Consider the following 18055-nt stretch of genomic DNA (forward strand, 5'->3'; position numbering starts at 1 on the left):
GTTGGAACACCCCTGCGGGCGGCTTCTGTGAATAGCAGCTCATGACGGTCGCAACGGACCATATTCGGTAGACCATTCGGCCAACGTCGCACACCGACCAATTATGAGACCCCCGTTCCGCTACACTTGGAGAGCATCACCGCAAAAAGCGCGGGCCGTATGGGCTGCCACCCATACGGCCCGCTGACCACAACCAACTCAATACAGGAGTCGGAAATGGCTAACGCCAATCATAAGTCACGCCCCGTCGTAACGGAACGCTTCGTCACCGTCCAAGAGTCAGCACGCCATCATTCCTTGTCTAGGGTTCTCCGTGCTATCAGAGCGCACTGGAAACTGAACACGACGTATTACCCGTGGATCAAAATAGCGGGAGTATGGCTTGAAGACGGATTCGAGGCAGGGGAACGCGTCCGGATCACTGTCGAAGACAAGCGGCTCATCATCACGCCGATGTGAACGGCGCACTGCCGATGGTGGGCGTCGCAAGTCACCATCCGTTAGTTGGCTCGGTGCCCGATACTCCGAACCGTTAGTAACTGTGACAAGCGACGATTGTTCTGCAATTGCAGCGGGCCGGTAACTCAGGCCTGCTGCCGTACAGCCGTCGAGATGACGCAAGCGCAGTAACCACCACAGCGTGCGTGAACCACGCAACCGCGATCGGATCGTCAAACGTAACAGTTATCGACAATGTTTCTCAAACATGATCATCCAAACGTAAGATGTTGACACTATGACATCAAGCAATTAAAGCCATTTTTAACGGATTTTAGTCAATCCACGCGCCACAACGCACAATGAATCACGGGAACGCGTTAGTCCATCACATAAATCTCAATACTGAATCAGAATTAGAACGCTGACCGGTAATACTTCCCCCGATCTGAAACATTGCGGTACGATCTGCGCAAACGATTAACCAGATCCCAGGGCCGCTGATGTCTTCGTTCTCCCTTTCCGAGATCGCGAAGCAGTTTTTCGCGCTTCAAACCAATCGACTATTCACGATTGCGACACCGCTTTCCGGCCGTTCCGAGCTCGTACTGACCGAGTTCGACTGCGACGAAGCGCTCGGCCAGCTGTTCGAAATCAATCTCAAGCTCGCATCGCAGGACCCCAACATCGAGCTCAAGAAGCTGATCGGCAAGCCTGTCACGATCACCCTGCAGCTCACTGACGCAACCGCCAGCTCGGAGGAACGTTATTTCCAGGGCTATGTCACGGATTTCGAGCACACCGGCACCGACGGCGGGCTCGCAACATACGTGGCCATCGCTCGCCCCTGGATCGCTTTCATGGACCGTCGCCAGGACATTCGCATCTTCCAGGAGCAGACGGTCGAGGAAATCCTCGACGCCGTACTCCATCGATATCGAAAGTTCGGCGACGTCGAGTTCCGCTTGCAAAAGCCGACAGCGAATCGCAGCTACTGCACACAATACAAGGAAACGGATCTAGCGTTTGCACTGCGGCTGATGCAGGAGGAAGGGCTGTTCTTCTACTTCGAGCATGCGAAAGACGCCCACAAGTTGATCATCAGCGATACGTCTGTCAACGCGCAGCCGATCCCCGGTCGTAGCGCTGCTTTGCGCTACTCGACCGACGAGATTCTCGACGACGAACAGGTCATCACGTCGTTCGCGGCCCGCCGCCAACTTACCTCCGGAAGTGCGACGCTCAAGACAGTGGACTACAAAGCGCCGGGAGCAAGGCGGCAGGCCCAGGATGACACCGGCATCAATCAGGGTGACGTCGAGAACTACGAGGTCTATGACTACCTCGGTGCACACGGCTTCCCGGATAGCGATCGCGGTGAACAGCTCGCGCGGTTCCGTACCGAAGCGCTGGCGGCACATAGCAAGATTTTCGTCGGCAAAAGCTACTGTCGGCGCCTTGCACTTGACCGTTACATCCAGATCGAGGATCACTACGATCACGAGCGTTCGCAGCCGGAAGACCGCCAGTTCCTGCTAACGTCGATCCGGCATCACGGAACGAACAACTACCAGGCACAGCCCGGCGTCGCGACCTATTCGAACGAATTCAAATGCATCCGCAAGAAGATCCCGTATCGACCGCTGCGGACAATTGCGCATCCTGTCATTCATGGGATCCAAACCGCGATTGTCGTCGGCCCTCCGGGACAGGAAATCTACACGGATGAACTCGGCCGCGTGAAAGTCCAGTTTCATTGGGACCGGCTGGGCAAGAAAAATCACGCGAGCTCGTGCTGGGTTCGTGTCTCTCAGCCTTGGGCAAGCGGCGGCTTCGGGATGATTCAGTTGCCCAGAATCGGCGACGAAGTAGTCATCGTGTTCGGCGACGGAAACCCTGATCGCCCGCTGATCATCTCGTCCGTCTATAACGCGCAGAACATGCCGCCGTGGCAACTCCCAGCCAATGCAACGCAAAGCGGGATTCTGACGCGATCGACCAAGGGCGGAAGTTCCGACACGGCGAATGCGCTGCGTTTCGAAGATCGGAAGGGTCAAGAAGAAGTCTGGCTGCATGCCGAGAAGGACCAGCGCATCGAAGTCGAAAATGACGAATCGCACTCAGTAGGCAACGACCGCGACAAGTCGATCGGCAACGACGAGAGCGTGAAGATTGGCCGGAACTGGACGCTTTCCACTGGCGGCGTCAAGTTCGAAACAGTCGGCCTCGCATCCGTACAAAGCGTGGGACTCGGCAAGATGCTCAATGTCGGGCTCGCGTATAACGTCAATGTTGGCGGCCTTTATTTGCGCAATGTCGTGCTGGAAATGGCTACCACCGTTGGGCTAAGCCGTGTCGACCGAGTGGTGCAAGACTGGACCTCACATGTGGGCCATACGTACGCCGTAACGGTGCGTGGCAAAGCCGTTGGAGATGCGGTTAAACGGGATCAGGAAAAGCCCCTCGATATTTCACCGGACTTCAGTCCGCAAATTCCGGCCCCTGTTCAGAGCTCGGACAGCAACCAGATCCGGATCACCGATCAAGGTCAGGCAAGCCTTTCTGGCGCGTCAACAGCTCAGTTGATTGGCCCGGGTGGCACGATCACCATTGACGCCGCAGGCATTCACCTGAAGGGCAAGGGAATCTACCTCGATGGCCCGGTCACGCAAAGCGGCGGAAGTGCGCGAGGTCTCGCTCCCGTCACCGAAGCAGACTGCGCGGAATGCGCGAAGAAGACCCAGTCTGCGCACCCTGTCGATGTTGCGACAGGGCAAAAGCTTCTCACTCACGACGACTTCACTTTGCCGGGGCGAGTGCCGATCCAGTGGAATCGGCGATATCGCAGTGCCGATCAGCGAAATGGTAGCTTTGGCGTCGCGTGGAAGTTGCAATACGCTACGGAGGTCCATGTGCGTACGTCACCGGACGGCACCCGGAAGGTGATCTATGTCGATTTTGACGGTCGACAACTGCACTTCCCGTTTCTCGAGACTGGACAAGAACACTTTCATCCGCTCGAAAAATACACCCTTACGCGACTTGAGGATCGAGCAAACCAGCCAACGTATGAAGTCCGCTTTCCGAATGGGCTTGTCGAAACCTATGAGCCACATCCAGTAGATCCGAATCGACATCTGCTCCGGTGTTCCGAAACTCGTGACGGACAGGCGCTTACTTTCAAGTACACAACAATGGGTAGCTTGCAAGAAGTTCGCAATAACGTTCATGTGGTCGCGTGTACACACGATGATCAGGGGCGAATTATCGAAGTACATCTGCTAGATAAGCATGGCGATTCAAAAAGAAAGTTGGCTGCTTATCAGTACGACGACGAAGGTAATCTGAGTAAGGCGGTAGACCGCAGAGGTCAGACCTGGCGGTACAGCTACGCGAACCATCTCCTCACAAGCTATGAAACGCCCGCCGGCGCAGTGTTTGCCTCGGAATGGGACGGTGATACGCCATACGCACGCTGTGTTCGAACATATGCTTATACCGTTGGAAACAGCGACAAACACGATATTACGCGGGACACCCGGTTCGACTATCTGCCTGCTGCGCAGATCACTCGTGTCACCGATGCGGCAGGCCAAACGACAACCTACCGATACAACGGACTATGGGCGGTCGATCAGATCACTCATCCGGATGGCAGCACTGAACACATTGAATTTGACGAAACGGGCAATGTGTCAGGTCGAGTCGATCCTTTAGGCCGCAAGACCCAAGTCATCAGTGACCTACACGGAAACCCCATCGCGATTCGCAACGCAGCTGGCCATCTAACGCGAATCGAATACAACGAGCACAACTTACCTACTCGAATAACTGATCCAGCTGGCCAAATTTGGCAGCGTGAGTACGATGCAAGCGGGCACCTAGTCAAGGCAATCGATCCGTTGGGAAATGCAACCTCGACGGTCTACGAAAAAGGGCTGCCCGTTGCTCAAACCGACGAGCTCGGCAATGTGACACACATGCTCTGGAACGATGCGGGTCAACTCCTTGAGCGTACCGATTGCTCAGGCTTCAAGACTCAATACGCATACGACGACTTCGGGCGCCAAACAAGCACGACGAATGCGTTAGGGCAAACGACCAAGGTTCTCGGCAACGCTGCCGGCAACACGACTGCAATCGAACCTGCCGGACTCGGATGCTGGCGCACCACGTACGATAAAGCTGGCCTGCCGGTCGCTTATACCGATCCGCTCGGTCGCGTTACGCGAGTTGGATGGGATGCCTATGATCGGCCACTCAGCATAATCGATGCGATGGGTGGCTCATATCGATTCGAGTACGATGAGCGCGGCAAGCTCACCGCACTGACGAACCCCAAGGGCGAACGTGGCACCTTTGCGTATGACCAACTGGGACGCATCATCGAGCAGAGCGGGTTCGATGGTCGGCGCCAACAATTTCGATTCAACGTCGCCGGCGAACTGATCGAGCAGATCGATTGTGGTAACGACGGACAACTTCGCACGACGCTGATATACGACAATCTCGGTCAGATGACCGGTCGCCAACTGAGCGACAACACGCTGAGTACTTTCAGTTATGACGAGCGAGGTCTGCTTAAACAGGCCTATCACCATCGAGAGGCTGGCGCCGTATCGCAAATAACCTACGAGTACGATGCAGCCGGGCGACGTACTGCCGAAGTTCAAGCACATCACGGTCGTGTTTGGCGCCTTCAACATCGACTTGATGCAGTCGGAAATCGCAGCGAGACGCACCTACCCGGGGTTGGCAATCTGACATGGCAGCGGTATGGAAGCGGCCACATTCACGGCGTGCTGCTTGACGGTGCTCCGCTTGCGAGCTTCGAGCGAGATGCGCTACACCGCACGGTCACCAATGTACAGGGTTCAATCGCTCAGCTATTCGCTTATACCGACTCCGGACAACTCGCGTCGCAACAGCTTCAGGATCTTGATTCGCAAGGTCAACCACGAGCGGACGCGCGTCCGTGGCGGGCGTGGCGCTACGACGCAGCCGGACAATTAACCGATTTGCACGATGCATGGCGAGGTGCCAAGCACTATAGCTACGATCCTCTTTCGCAACTGCTAGGTATTGCACGCGAACGGGGGGAAACCATTCTCAATGTGAAAAATGAGTCGTTTCGCTACGATTCCACAGGAAATTTGATCGCTAGACTGATGTCGAGCAGCTCCCCGAGTGTTCCGTTTGTGGAAGGCGTACAAAGTGTGGCCGGGGATCGACTGCACCAATTTGTCACGTCTGAGGTATCCACTCAAACGCTGCTCCACTTTACTTACGACGGTCACGGGAACCAGGCATCACGTACGGCACAGGTCATATCGGACAAACCTGTCGTCAAAGCGGCGTCGGGTATTCTTGAGCGACTTTTGCCACGACACAATGCCTCCGAGCCGAACGAGACAGCTCTACCACCGAATGTCACGCGCTATCGCTATGATGCTGCTCATCAGCTGATTGGTGTCGACCACGTCAATGGCGACCACACTGAATATCGTTACGACGCCTTGGGACGCCGAATCGCCAAAATTCACACGCCGGCCGGGCAGGCATCGCGCATGACGTTGTTCGTATGGGACAACGATTGGATGTTGCAGGAAGTACATGCCGGCACGAGCACACGAGGTGACACGCTCGTTACCTATGTTCCGCACCCTGATCACCGTGGACCGCTGGCACAACTGGCGAATGGCAAGTGCTACCACTATCTGAGCGATCATCTCGGCGCGCCACAGGAACTCGTCGACGACGAGCGCGAAGTCGTCTGGGCTGCAGACTTCGACGGTTACGGGCGGTGTGGCCAACAAGTTGTCGCGAAAATCGACAATCCGATTCGGTTTCCGGGTCAGTATCACGATGCAGAGTCCGGGTTGTACTACAACCGTCACCGCTATTACGATCCGGAGGCCGGCAGATATATCAATCAGGATCCTCTCGGTTTGCTCGCAGGCCCCAATAAATATGCCTATGCCGACAGCCGCCCCTCCATGGCAATTGATCCGATCGGCCTGCTGTCGATTCCCGCCGGCGCTGAAATGGGTGCAGCTGCAGGGACGGCAGTCTTTCCCGGAATCGGCACGATAATTGGTGCCGCAGTTGGCACATTGGCGGGGATTGGCGTGTTCGTCTGGATGGCGTCTTCCGTATCATCGGACAAAGCCGGGAACAAAGTCAGTCCGATCGCAGACACAATACAACCGCCGGGCAATTGCTCCCCGGGCGAACATCGCAGGCTCCAGGATGAGGTCAACCGTGCGTGCAAGCGCCCCAGAGCGTGTAAGGCTAACATGGACCAGCCGACCATTCTGCAGATGCGCGAAAACAACCGGGAATGTGCGATGGCGCGAGACCTGATCAACAAAAAGTGCTTCGCGGGTGGAGACGCCAACCACCGTAACGAAGCACTCGAAGCCTGGGCGAATGTTGCGAAGTGCGAGGGATTACTAAAATGAGCTTGAATTTCTCAACTTTTCCAAACGATCCCTTCCCGAATGGAGAGCCGATCACAGACAGATCTGGGATCGAGTCATGTGCTGTCGACGATTTTTTTCGAGGAAAGAAGCGCTTCGAAATAACGCTCAAACAATTAAGAGAAGACTACGAATGCGACGAGTCGGCTTGCCTCACTTTTATGAAGCCGAAAGCGTTTGCTTTTTTTCTTCCGTTGTTCATGAAGATAGCTACATATGAGTACGACGAGGCGGACAATATCCCCGATTCTCTTGTCTACAAATTGCACCGAATGGCAACAGGTGGGGCGAGCGACTGGCTCGATGAAATTTCGAAGACGTATGCAAAAGATCAGCGAAATTGCATCATTGATTTTCTAGACGAGATGAGCCGAATCGAGTGGCGGCACCAAGATCCCGACTTAGCAACAGATGCTGCCAGCCTGCTGCGTGAGATATTTTGATCAGCGTTTTTCGATCGAAACCGAATTTGGGGGTTCGAGTTGAGCGATCCGAATCAACGTGGTGCACTCGGGGATCCCGCTCCGCAGCTCGCCGCCCGAAGTCGGTGAGCTTAGTAAGAATACCGAAATAGTCCTCTTCCCAAGGCTCTTCGATGAAACCTATTATCCGAAAAGGCGACACAACGGATCACGGCGGCACAGTGCTCGACGGCTTCGGCCTTTCGAACTTGAACGGCCGACCGGCATCTGGTGTTGGCCATATGGTCCTGTGCCCGAAATGCCAGGGTGCTTACCCGATCGTTCAGGGCTCCAGCCAGTACACGATTGAAGGCCGCGCCGTTGCGCTAGACGGGATGAAGACTGCATGTGGCGCCTCGCTGATCGCCAGCCAGCAAGAATTCCTGGCAAGCGAGTGACGCCGTCTGGCTCTAACTAAATCGAGCCTTATCTGTTCCGCGCACATTTGCGCCGCACCAATGCAAAAACCCCCGCCTGTTCGGGCGGGGGTTCTTGGCTTAGGGAGCCTGACGATTACCTACTTTCACACGGGAATCCGCACTATCATCGGCGTAGAGTCGTTTCACGGTCCTGTTCGGGATGGGAAGGGGTGGGACCGACTCGCTATGGTCATCAGGCAAAGGGGGTTGTCACGTTGCTTCGCAACGCGACCAATCTGGGAAGAAGCAGTAATTTTGGGGTTGTGCGTATCAGCACATCGCGGTCATTCAACCGCTGTCTGTAAAACAGACTTGTTATAGGATCAAGCCTTACGGGCAATTAGTATCAGTTAGCTGAACGCATTACTGCGCTTACACACCTGACCTATCAACGTCCTGGTCTCGAACGACCCTTCAAGGGGATCTAGTCCCCAGGGATATCTCATCTTAAGGCGAGTTTCCCGCTTAGATGCTTTCAGCGGTTATCTCTTCCGAACATAGCTACCCGGCGATGCCACTGGCGTGACAACCGGTACACCAGAGGTTCGTCCACTCCGGTCCTCTCGTACTAGGAGCAGCCCCCTTCAAATATCCAACGCCCACGGCAGATAGGGACCAAACTGTCTCACGACGTTTTAAACCCAGCTCACGTACCTCTTTAAATGGCGAACAGCCATACCCTTGGGACCGGCTACAGCCCCAGGATGAGATGAGCCGACATCGAGGTGCCAAACACCGCCGTCGATATGAACTCTTGGGCGGTATCAGCCTGTTATCCCCAGAGTACCTTTTATCCGTTGAGCGATGGCCCTTCCATACAGAACCACCGGATCACTATGACCTGCTTTCGCACCTGCTCGACTTGTCGGTCTCGCAGTTAAGCACGCTTATGCCATTGCACTATCAGCACGATTTCCGACCGTACCTAGCGTACCTTCGTACTCCTCCGTTACGCTTTGGGAGGAGACCGCCCCAGTCAAACTGCCTACCATGCACTGTCCCCGACCCGGATCACGGGCCAAGGTTAGAACCTCAAACAAACCAGGGTGGTATTTCAAGGACGGCTCCACCGAAACTAGCGTTCCGGTTTCATAGCCTCCCACCTATCCTACACAGATCGGTTCAAAGTCCAATGCAAAGCTACAGTAAAGGTTCATGGGGTCTTTCCGTCTAGCCGCGGGTAGATTGCATCATCACAAACACTTCAACTTCGCTGAGTCTCGGGAGGAGACAGTGTGGCCATCGTTACGCCATTCGTGCAGGTCGGAACTTACCCGACAAGGAATTTCGCTACCTTAGGACCGTTATAGTTACGGCCGCCGTTTACCGGGACTTCAATCAAGAGCTTGCACCCCATCATTTAATCTTCCGGCACCGGGCAGGCGTCACACCCTATACGTCCACTTTCGTGTTTGCAGAGTGCTGTGTTTTTATTAAACAGTCGCAGCCACCAGTTTATTGCAACCCCTTCACCCTCCTGGCGCAGGCCAGTCAAGCTACAAGGGCGTACCTTATCCCGAAGTTACGGTACCAATTTGCCGAGTTCCTTCTCCCGAGTTCTCTCAAGCGCCTTAGAATACTCATCTCGCCCACCTGTGTCGGTTTGCGGTACGGTCATCGTTAGACTGAAGCTTAGAGGCTTTTCTTGGAACCACTTCCAATTGCTTCGCTCCCTAGGGAGCTCGCGCCACACCCTTGAATTGCGCACCCGGATTTGCCTAAGTGCCTTCTCCAATGCAGCGACCGGGACTTCCAACACCCGGACAACCTTCCGCGATCCGTCCCCCCATCGCATCTAACAATGGTGCAGGAATATTGACCTGCTTCCCATCAGCTACGCATTTCTGCCTCGCCTTAGGGGCCGACTCACCCTACGCCGATGAACGTTGCGTAGGAAACCTTGGGCTTACGGCGAGGGGGCCTTTCACCCCCTTTATCGCTACTCATGTCAGCATTCGCACTTCCGATACCTCCAGCACGCTTTTCAACGCACCTTCGCAGGCTTACGGAACGCTCTCCTACCATGCGTGCAAAGCACGCATCCGCAGCTTCGGTATATAGCTTAGCCCCGTTACATCTTCCGCGCAGGACGACTCGATCAGTGAGCTATTACGCTTTCTTTAAAGGGTGGCTGCTTCTAAGCCAACCTCCTGACTGTTTTAGCCTTCCCACTTCGTTTCCCACTTAGCTATATTTGGGGACCTTAGCTGGCGGTCTGGGTTGTTTCCCTCTTGACACCGGACGTTAGCACCCGATGTCTGTCTCCCGTGATTGCACTCTTCGGTATTCGGAGTTTGCTATGGCGGGGTAATCTGCAATAGACCCCCCAACCATGACAGTGCTCTACCCCCGAAGGTGAGACACGAGGCACTACCTAAATAGTTTTCGGAGAGAACCAGCTATTTCCAGGTTTGTTTAGCCTTTCACCCCTATCCACAGCTCATCCCCTAACTTTTCAACGTTAGTGGGTTCGGACCTCCAGTACGTGTTACCGCACCTTCATCCTGGCCATGGATAGATCACCTGGTTTCGGGTCTACGCCCAGCAACTGAACGCCCTATTCGGACTCGCTTTCGCTACGCCTGCCCTATACGGTTAAGCTTGCTACTGAACGTAAGTCGCTGACCCATTATACAAAAGGTACGCCGTCACCCCTTACGAGGCTCCGACTGTTTGTATGCATGCGGTTTCAGGATCTATTTCACTCCCCTCCCGGGGTTCTTTTCGCCTTTCCCTCACGGTACTGGTTCACTATCGGTCGATCACGAGTATTTAGCCTTGGAGGATGGTCCCCCCATCTTCAGACAGGATTTCACGTGTCCCGCCCTACTTGTCGCACACCTAGTTCTTTCATACTGTTTTCGCCTACAGGGCTATCACCTGCTATGGCCGCACTTTCCAGAGCGTTCGGCTAACAATACAAATAAAGAGTGCAAGGCTCATCCCATTTCGCTCGCCACTACTTTGGGAATCTCGGTTGATTTCTTTTCCTGCGGTTACTTAGATGTTTCAGTTCACCGCGTTCGCTTCGCATGGCCTATGTATTCAGCCATGGATACTCCAAAAGGAGTGGGTTTCCCCATTCGGACATCTACGGATCAAAGCTCGTTTGCCAGCTCCCCGTAGCTTTTCGCAGGCTACCGCGTCCTTCATCGCCTGTGATCGCCAAGGCATCCACCACATGCACTTGTTCGCTTGACCCTATAACGAGTCTGTCTCATCGACAGCCGCTACAGGTTGAGTTCTCGCGTTGTGCCGTATTCCAATTGAGTCAAACATAGAGTTCGAATCATCTTGAGATACATCGATACAATCACAACCCGGATAGTTTCCACGTCCATCTCAAGACGCTTCCGCTATCCAAATTACTTACTTCTTCCAGATTGTTAAAGAACGACAGCCGATATCCGTTGATATCCTCTGACTGGCTCAATCGCCAATGAGAAAGACTCGAATAAATCATCATTCGAATGTTTTTCATTGAAGATTATCGAAAGCGGCCGGCATTATAGCCGATAAAACCGCTAACAGACAGTCTTTCTGTCTTAATCAACAGCCGATAAGCGTGAGCGCTCAACTTGTGCGAGAAGCTCTGGAAAGGAGGTGATCCAGCCGCACCTTCCGATACGGCTACCTTGTTACGACTTCACCCCAGTCATGAATCCTACCGTGGTGACCGTCCTCCTTGCGGTTAGACTAGCCACTTCTGGTAAAACCCACTCCCATGGTGTGACGGGCGGTGTGTACAAGACCCGGGAACGTATTCACCGCGGCATGCTGATCCGCGATTACTAGCGATTCCAGCTTCATGCACTCGAGTTGCAGAGTGCAATCCGGACTACGATCGGTTTTCTGGGATTAGCTCCCCCTCGCGGGTTGGCAACCCTCTGTTCCGACCATTGTATGACGTGTGAAGCCCTACCCATAAGGGCCATGAGGACTTGACGTCATCCCCACCTTCCTCCGGTTTGTCACCGGCAGTCTCCTTAGAGTGCTCTTGCGTAGCAACTAAGGACAAGGGTTGCGCTCGTTGCGGGACTTAACCCAACATCTCACGACACGAGCTGACGACAGCCATGCAGCACCTGTGCGCCGGTTCTCTTTCGAGCACTCCCGCCTCTCAGCAGGATTCCGACCATGTCAAGGGTAGGTAAGGTTTTTCGCGTTGCATCGAATTAATCCACATCATCCACCGCTTGTGCGGGTCCCCGTCAATTCCTTTGAGTTTTAATCTTGCGACCGTACTCCCCAGGCGGTCAACTTCACGCGTTAGCTACGTTACTAAGGAAATGAATCCCCAACAACTAGTTGACATCGTTTAGGGCGTGGACTACCAGGGTATCTAATCCTGTTTGCTCCCCACGCTTTCGTGCATGAGCGTCAGTATTGACCCAGGGGGCTGCCTTCGCCATCGGTATTCCTCCACATCTCTACGCATTTCACTGCTACACGTGGAATTCTACCCCCCTCTGCCATACTCTAGCCTGCCAGTCACCAATGCAGTTCCCAGGTTGAGCCCGGGGATTTCACATCGGTCTTAGCAAACCGCCTGCGCACGCTTTACGCCCAGTAATTCCGATTAACGCTTGCACCCTACGTATTACCGCGGCTGCTGGCACGTAGTTAGCCGGTGCTTATTCTTCCGGTACCGTCATCCCCCGACTGTATTAGAGCCAAGGATTTCTTTCCGGACAAAAGTGCTTTACAACCCGAAGGCCTTCTTCACACACGCGGCATTGCTGGATCAGGCTTTCGCCCATTGTCCAAAATTCCCCACTGCTGCCTCCCGTAGGAGTCTGGGCCGTGTCTCAGTCCCAGTGTGGCTGGTCGTCCTCTCAGACCAGCTACTGATCGTCGCCTTGGTAGGCCTTTACCCCACCAACTAGCTAATCAGCCATCGGCCAACCCTATAGCGCGAGGCCCGAAGGTCCCCCGCTTTCATCCATGGATCGTATGCGGTATTAATCCGGCTTTCGCCGGGCTATCCCCCACTACAGGACATGTTCCGATGTATTACTCACCCGTTCGCCACTCGCCACCAGGTGCAAGCACCCGTGCTGCCGTTCGACTTGCATGTGTAAGGCATGCCGCCAGCGTTCAATCTGAGCCAGGATCAAACTCTTCAGTTTAAACCTGTTACTGTTTTCGGTTCGGTTAAGAACCGGTCGCTCACTCAAAGCTGACAGGAATATGAATCACTTCATAAACCTGACTTACTTTAGTGTGAGACTCTTGATACTTTCGCTATCTGATCCGAGGATCAGCTCGCTGTCATCAAGCGCCCACACTTATCGGCTGTTAATTTTTAAAGAGCAATCTGCGAGAAACATCGTGTTTCCCGGCAGCGCTGCGTTTTCAGCAGCAGAGAAGCGAGATTATCAACCGTTTTTTGAGACTCGTCAACAACTTTTTTAACTACTTCGTTGCGACGACTGCGGTTTAATTTCGCGTGCACTGGAATCGATAAAACCGACTTCAACAGCACCGCTTCCCTCTTCTTCCCCCGCGCCGTGTTTCCGTTAGCGCGAAAGAGGCGTGATTCTATGCATCTGCCCCGGTCTCCGCAACCCCTTTTGTGAAATATTTTTGACATGCTAGGGCGGGGGCCGCTGAGCTTTCCCAGTGCTCATATACAGGCGACACGGCAGGCGCAGCCTCGGTCGCCCTTGAACAGCCCCGCCGCATCGAACGCAACTTCCGTCGATTACCGCCCCACCATCGCCCTCACCACGCCGTCCCGCCGAATCAGCCCGTGATACAGCGCCGCGGCAAAGTGCGCGAGGAACGTCAGGAAGAACAGATACGCGAGCACGCGATGCGCGACCCGGAGCCACGCGAACGTCACCGGATCAGCCGACACCAGCGCCGGCAGCTGCACGCCGCCGCCCAGCGTCACCGGATACCCGCCCGCCGACAGCATCGCCCAGCCGATCAGCGGCATCGCGACCATCAGCGCATACAGCACGAGATGCGACCCGTGCGCGGCCACCTTCTGCCACCACGGCAGATCCTCGGGCAACGCGGGCGGCTTCGACAGCACCCGCACCACGATCCGCACACACACGAGCACCAGCACGGCCACACCCAGCGGCTTGTGAATCGCCACCAGGATCTCGTGCCGTTCGGAAACGGACGCCACCATCCCCACCCCGATGAACAGCATCGCGAGGATCATTGCGGCCATCACCCAGTGCAGCAGCCGCGCCGGCAAACCAAACGTCGTAGAAGCCTTCATCACCGTCCCTCCGAACTCAACCTGGCCACGCCGGCCACCCCGGCCTCTTCACTCGTGCGCCGCAGATACGAATCCGCATACGCCGCCGAGCGCGCCGCCAGCAACGGATCGCCCGACACCTGGATCCCTTGCGGCAGCACCGTCGGGTCGTAATTCACGTCGCGGCACGGGCCGCTGTCCTGCGCCTCCACGCGGTCGAGCACGAGCGTGCCCGCGTCGATCGTCGTGCGCTGCGCGGGCCAGACCTTCGTCGCGTCGTCCACCGGATCGCCGGGCTCCGCCAGCGTGACCAGCAGCTTCCACTTCTGCGGGCCAGCCGCGATGCGCTGCGTCACGTCCTGCTGCAGCACGTTCGGATCCGCGGCCGTCGCGACGTCGCCGGCGCCGGCCGTCTGCTCCGGCACGACGCGCCACCGCACCGCCTGGCGCTTGCCGGCCGCGTCGACGAAGTAGAACGCGTTCAACCCGTAATAGCTTTCGGTGACGTAGCTCGCGCTCGGCTTCGCACTCTTCACCCATTGCAGGAACGCGCCCGCCTCCGGATGCGCGCCAAAGAACGCCTTCACTTTCGCCGGATCGGGCTTGCCCGTCTTCGGATCAGGGCGGGTCGCGAGCGTCTGCTCATAGAATGCCTGCGGCGTCGCGACCGGAAACACCGGCATCGCGTTCATCCCGGTCCGCCATTGCTCGCCGTCCGGCGCGGTGAGCTTCAGCGCGAGGCTGCGGATCGGCACGCTGCTGTCGGGCGCGTACGGATTCCCGCCCGGCAGCGCGAAGCGCCCGACCACCGGCGTGCGCACCGCGTTGAAGAACGGCGCGACCGAATACGCGCTCGCGGCGCCGTTGCCCTCGAAGTAGCCGGTCACGCACACGCCCTTCGCGTGATTGCGCCGGAAGCCGGGGTGGACGCCGCTGTTGGTCTGCAGCGCGTCGACGAGCCGCTGCGGGGTCAGACGGGCCGGTGCGAGCCAGCCACCCGCATAGCCGAACGCGACGGCCACGCCGGCCACCGCGCCGCCGATCACGGCCCAGCGCCACCACCCGCGCCCGGGCTCGCGCTGCGGCGAAGAAGAGGAAGATTGCTTCATGAATGCGCTCCCGATCGTCAGATCATTGTCGAACCCGCGTAGGACGCCGCCCGCGCCGCTTTATTCCACGAAAAAATTTTTCCTATGCTGGAGGGAATAATCGATGCCGGCCGACGTCCTACGCGGCATCCACGACCCTTTCGGCAACCGGCCCGGCCATGCCCTCCACCGCCCTCGACGACGAAGCATTACGCGAACTCATCCCCAGGCTGCGACGCTTCGCGCTCTGGCTGGCGCGCGATGTCCATGCGGCCGACGATCTCGTCCAGTCGACGCTCGAGCGCGCGCTGTCGCGCTGGACGAGCCGTCGCGACGACGCATCGCTGCGCAGCTGGCTCTTCACGATCCTGTATCGGCAATTCCTCGACGGGAAACGCAGCGCGAAGCGCTACGCGTGGCTGCTCGGCCGTATCCAGGACGACGACGAAGCGCACTGGCCCTCCGCCGAACGCGAATTCACGGCACGCGCGACGCTCGAAGCGTTTGGCCGGCTCCCGGACGAGCAGCGCAGCCTGTTGTTGCTCGTCGCGGTCGAGGGCTTCACCTATCAGGAAGCCGCCGACCTGCTGGAGGTGCCGATCGGCACCGTGATGTCGCGGCTCTCCCGCGCGCGCCAGGCGCTGCGCCAGCTCAGCGACGGCGAGCTTCCCGCTCCTTCCTTGCGATTGATGAAGAAATGAACACGCCTCCGAACGAACACGACCTTCACGCCTATGTCGACGGCCAGCTCGACGACGATGCGCGCGCCGCGGTCGAGCGCTATCTCGCGCTGCATCCGGAGCGCGCGGAACAGGTGAAGCAATGGCAGCAGGATGCGCAGCGGTTGCGGGCCGCGCTGGAAAGCGTGCGGATGCCGCCCGACAACCCCGCGCTGGATCCGGCGGCGATTCGCGGCCGGCGCGCGGAACGCTCGCGGATGCGGTTCGCGATGGCGGCTTCGTTCGTGTTCTGCGTCGGGCTCGGGACGTTCGGCGGATGGCAGGCGCGCGGGTGGAACGCGGCGCCGCCCATCGCGCCGATGAGCGATGCGGTCAAGGCTTACCGGATGATGGTGGTCGATCGGACGGCCAAGGTCGACTACCGGCCGACCGGTGCGGGCGATTTGCAGGGATGGCTCACCAAAGGCGTGGGCGCATCGGCGAAGCTGCCGGATTTGAGCGCGGCGGGGTTCAGGCCGGTCGGTGGGCGGTTGTTCACGACGGACAGCGGCGCCACGGCCGCGATGGTGCTCTACCAGGATGACGCCGGGCAGACGCTGAGCTTTTATCTCCGGCCGGCGGAATCGGAACATCGGCTGCTGCCGAATGGGCAACGCGTGGATGGCGCGCTGCTGGCGCGGTATGGATCGGTGAACGGGCTCAACTATGCGGTGGTCGGGCCGGCGGGGAGCCTCGGGGAAAAGGCGGTCGTGCAGGCGCTCGATCAGCAGACTTGAGTGGTACGATGCGCGCCCGGCTGGAGATCGGTGGTTGGCGGCAGGGCCTTATGCGGTGTGGCTCGGCGGGCTTGGATGCGACAACGCTCACCGGTTGATTGCACAGCGTTCCAACTGACTTTGCTGGTTGGTTTTCCATATCGAAGGGGTGCGTTCGGTACTCTCGCCTTTGGAATCACAGGGTTTCAAGTTGCCGCGGAGCGGGATGTCCACATCGATCATAGTGGCGCTCCGTGCGGACATCGATCGGTCCACTCACTTTGGGTCTGCACAGCGTTTCGGGTTGTTTGGGTGCGCGATATCCACAACCCGTGAGATAACGCGAACATCCGCACCGAATTCGCTTACCCTCACCCATTGGCTGCACAGGATTTCGAGTGTCTTGGCTGCTCGATATCCACAAGGCGTTCAATCACCGCGAACACGCTCCACACCACCAGCTCCATTCCGGCAAATCCTTGTCAGAAAAGGCGTTCTGGCTGATTCGCGTAGCCGAATGCAAGGCGCTCACCTGTTCGATGCACAGCAATTCGACTGGTCGGATGCGTGAGTTGTCCACATACGGGCCGCCGACAAGCGTACGAGACACGACGCACATTCCGCATGCGTCCAGGTAGTCGAGTCGGCCGTCTCCATCCAGTTGTGCGCTCGCGCATTCGGTTCGGCTCTTCACGATCAGAATTCACCGAAATCCACGCCTGGCCTGCGATCCGGCTGCACGCTCACCTTCTGCTTTCACAGCGTTTCGCATCGTTTTGTGCCTTGGTTATCCACATGCGAAGGCCGATCACCTCCACCGTCTCCGAAGTCACTTGGTCAAATAAGTCCCGAGAATCCCGCCCGTCTCCGGCGAAATGACGTAATGGATCGACTTCCCGAGCCGGTTTGCGTCGCCAAGCCCCCGCATGCCGGGAATCAGTTTCGCCATGAACGTAATGCCGATGACGTGATCCTACGGTTTGGGATCGACCCTCGCTGCACCTTCGTCCTCAAGGTAGATCTCGAAGTTGCGCAGGTCCTGCCCGGTCTTCGCAAAGTCCTCATAGGCGGCCTTCGGGCCGAGCAGCGTCGCGGTATTGAGCTGGACTGAGTATCGATCAACCACGCCGAAATTCAATTGGGTCATCGCCCCTCCCCGAAGTCGCCACACTTCTACCCTGCATCCTGCCCGGCCATCAATTCCCTCAGGCATTCAACACACGTTGCCGTCAACAATCCGATCGCTGTTTCCATCGACTCGTCGTCGTCGAACCGATAGACGCCTCCTCCTTCACGCGTCCCACCCAATTCAAGCAGTTTCGTCTCTTCGGATTCGAGCATGTAGCCAGGAAACTCGAGCTCATCGCGCACCAGCGTTAGCGGCACGACCCTGTGGCCACCCTTCCAGTTGCCACGATCGTTGACGAGATCGGACACGGCACGAGTCACGAGCTCGCCTCCGACATGTCCGTGATATGAACAATTCACCAGCGGCATCATTTCACCTTTGATTTCCAATCC

10 protein-coding genes and 3 rRNA genes are annotated in these 18055 nt (G+C 57.0%); 6 read left to right on the forward strand and 7 right to left on the reverse strand.

Going from position 1 to position 18055, the window contains the following annotated elements:
• The first annotated feature begins 216 nt into the window (after positions 1-216).
• The 4 genes from WJ12_RS34130 to WJ12_RS00080 all read left to right on the forward strand — a co-directional run bounded on the left by WJ12_RS34130 (position 217) and on the right by WJ12_RS00080 (position 7776).
• A complete protein-coding gene (locus WJ12_RS34130) occupies positions 217-459 on the forward strand; it encodes a SymE family type I addiction module toxin (protein ID WP_082744769.1) in 243 nt (80 codons plus the stop codon).
• Positions 460-941: 482 nt separating this feature from the next.
• The gene (gene tssI / locus WJ12_RS36680; protein ID WP_082744763.1) at positions 942-6899 is read left to right on the forward strand and encodes a type VI secretion system tip protein TssI/VgrG; all 5958 of its coding nucleotides are present in this window, start codon (positions 942-944) and stop codon (positions 6897-6899) included.
• Positions 6896-7360: a DUF6714 family protein gene (locus tag WJ12_RS35695; protein ID WP_124670479.1), complete on the forward strand. Its 465-nt coding sequence runs from the start codon at positions 6896-6898 to the stop codon at positions 7358-7360. Before tssI ends, WJ12_RS35695 begins: the two co-directional genes overlap by 4 nt.
• A gap of 152 nt (positions 7361-7512) precedes the next feature.
• On the forward strand, positions 7513-7776 hold the full coding sequence (locus WJ12_RS00080; protein WP_059561401.1) for a PAAR domain-containing protein: 264 nt from the start codon (positions 7513-7515) through the stop codon (positions 7774-7776).
• A gap of 106 nt (positions 7777-7882) precedes the next feature.
• On the opposite strand, the gene rrf is transcribed toward WJ12_RS00080, so the two are convergent.
• From rrf to WJ12_RS00105, 5 genes are all read right to left on the reverse strand, one after another.
• Positions 7883-7995, reverse strand: a 5S ribosomal RNA gene (gene rrf / locus WJ12_RS00085).
• Between the two features lie 121 nt (positions 7996-8116).
• A 23S ribosomal RNA gene (locus tag WJ12_RS00090) occupies positions 8117-10998 on the reverse strand.
• Positions 10999-11393: 395 nt separating this feature from the next.
• Positions 11394-12926, reverse strand: a 16S ribosomal RNA gene (locus tag WJ12_RS00095).
• Together the 16S, 23S and 5S rRNA genes form the textbook arrangement of a ribosomal RNA operon.
• Before the next feature lie 575 nt (positions 12927-13501).
• Positions 13502-14032 (reverse strand): cytochrome b, encoded by a 531-nt coding sequence (locus WJ12_RS00100; protein WP_167361859.1) that lies wholly within the window; start codon positions 14030-14032, stop codon positions 13502-13504.
• Positions 14032-15120 carry a catalase family peroxidase gene (locus WJ12_RS00105; RefSeq protein ID WP_059560206.1) on the reverse strand — a complete coding sequence of 363 codons (1089 nt, stop codon included), beginning with the start codon at positions 15118-15120 and terminating at the stop codon, positions 14032-14034. Before WJ12_RS00105 ends, WJ12_RS00100 begins: the two co-directional genes overlap by 1 nt.
• Positions 15121-15278: 158 nt before the next feature.
• Here WJ12_RS00105 and WJ12_RS00110 point away from each other — a divergent pair, with 158 nt between their 5' ends.
• Together WJ12_RS00110 and WJ12_RS00115 are read left to right on the forward strand one after the other, a co-directional pair.
• Positions 15279-15800: a sigma-70 family RNA polymerase sigma factor gene (locus WJ12_RS00110; protein WP_034188234.1), complete on the forward strand. Its 522-nt coding sequence runs from the start codon at positions 15279-15281 to the stop codon at positions 15798-15800.
• Positions 15797-16555 carry an anti-sigma factor family protein gene (locus WJ12_RS00115; protein WP_059560203.1) on the forward strand — a complete coding sequence of 253 codons (759 nt, stop codon included), beginning with the start codon at positions 15797-15799 and terminating at the stop codon, positions 16553-16555. Before WJ12_RS00110 ends, WJ12_RS00115 begins: the two co-directional genes overlap by 4 nt.
• Before the next feature lie 952 nt (positions 16556-17507).
• On the opposite strand, the gene WJ12_RS36685 is transcribed toward WJ12_RS00115, so the two are convergent.
• Both WJ12_RS36685 and WJ12_RS00125 read right to left on the reverse strand, forming a co-directional pair.
• Entirely contained in the window at positions 17508-17681 is a 174-nt protein-coding gene (locus tag WJ12_RS36685; protein WP_226104010.1) for a hypothetical protein, read from the reverse strand.
• 26 nt (positions 17682-17707) lie between these two features.
• The gene (locus WJ12_RS00125; RefSeq protein WP_226104011.1) at positions 17708-18052 is read right to left on the reverse strand and encodes a hypothetical protein; all 345 of its coding nucleotides are present in this window, start codon (positions 18050-18052) and stop codon (positions 17708-17710) included.
• Positions 18053-18055: the final 3 nt, after the last annotated feature.

The sequence above is a fragment of the Burkholderia seminalis genome (genome assembly GCF_001718535.1).
In the GTDB taxonomy this organism is placed as follows: Bacteria; Pseudomonadota; Gammaproteobacteria; order Burkholderiales; family Burkholderiaceae; genus Burkholderia; species Burkholderia seminalis.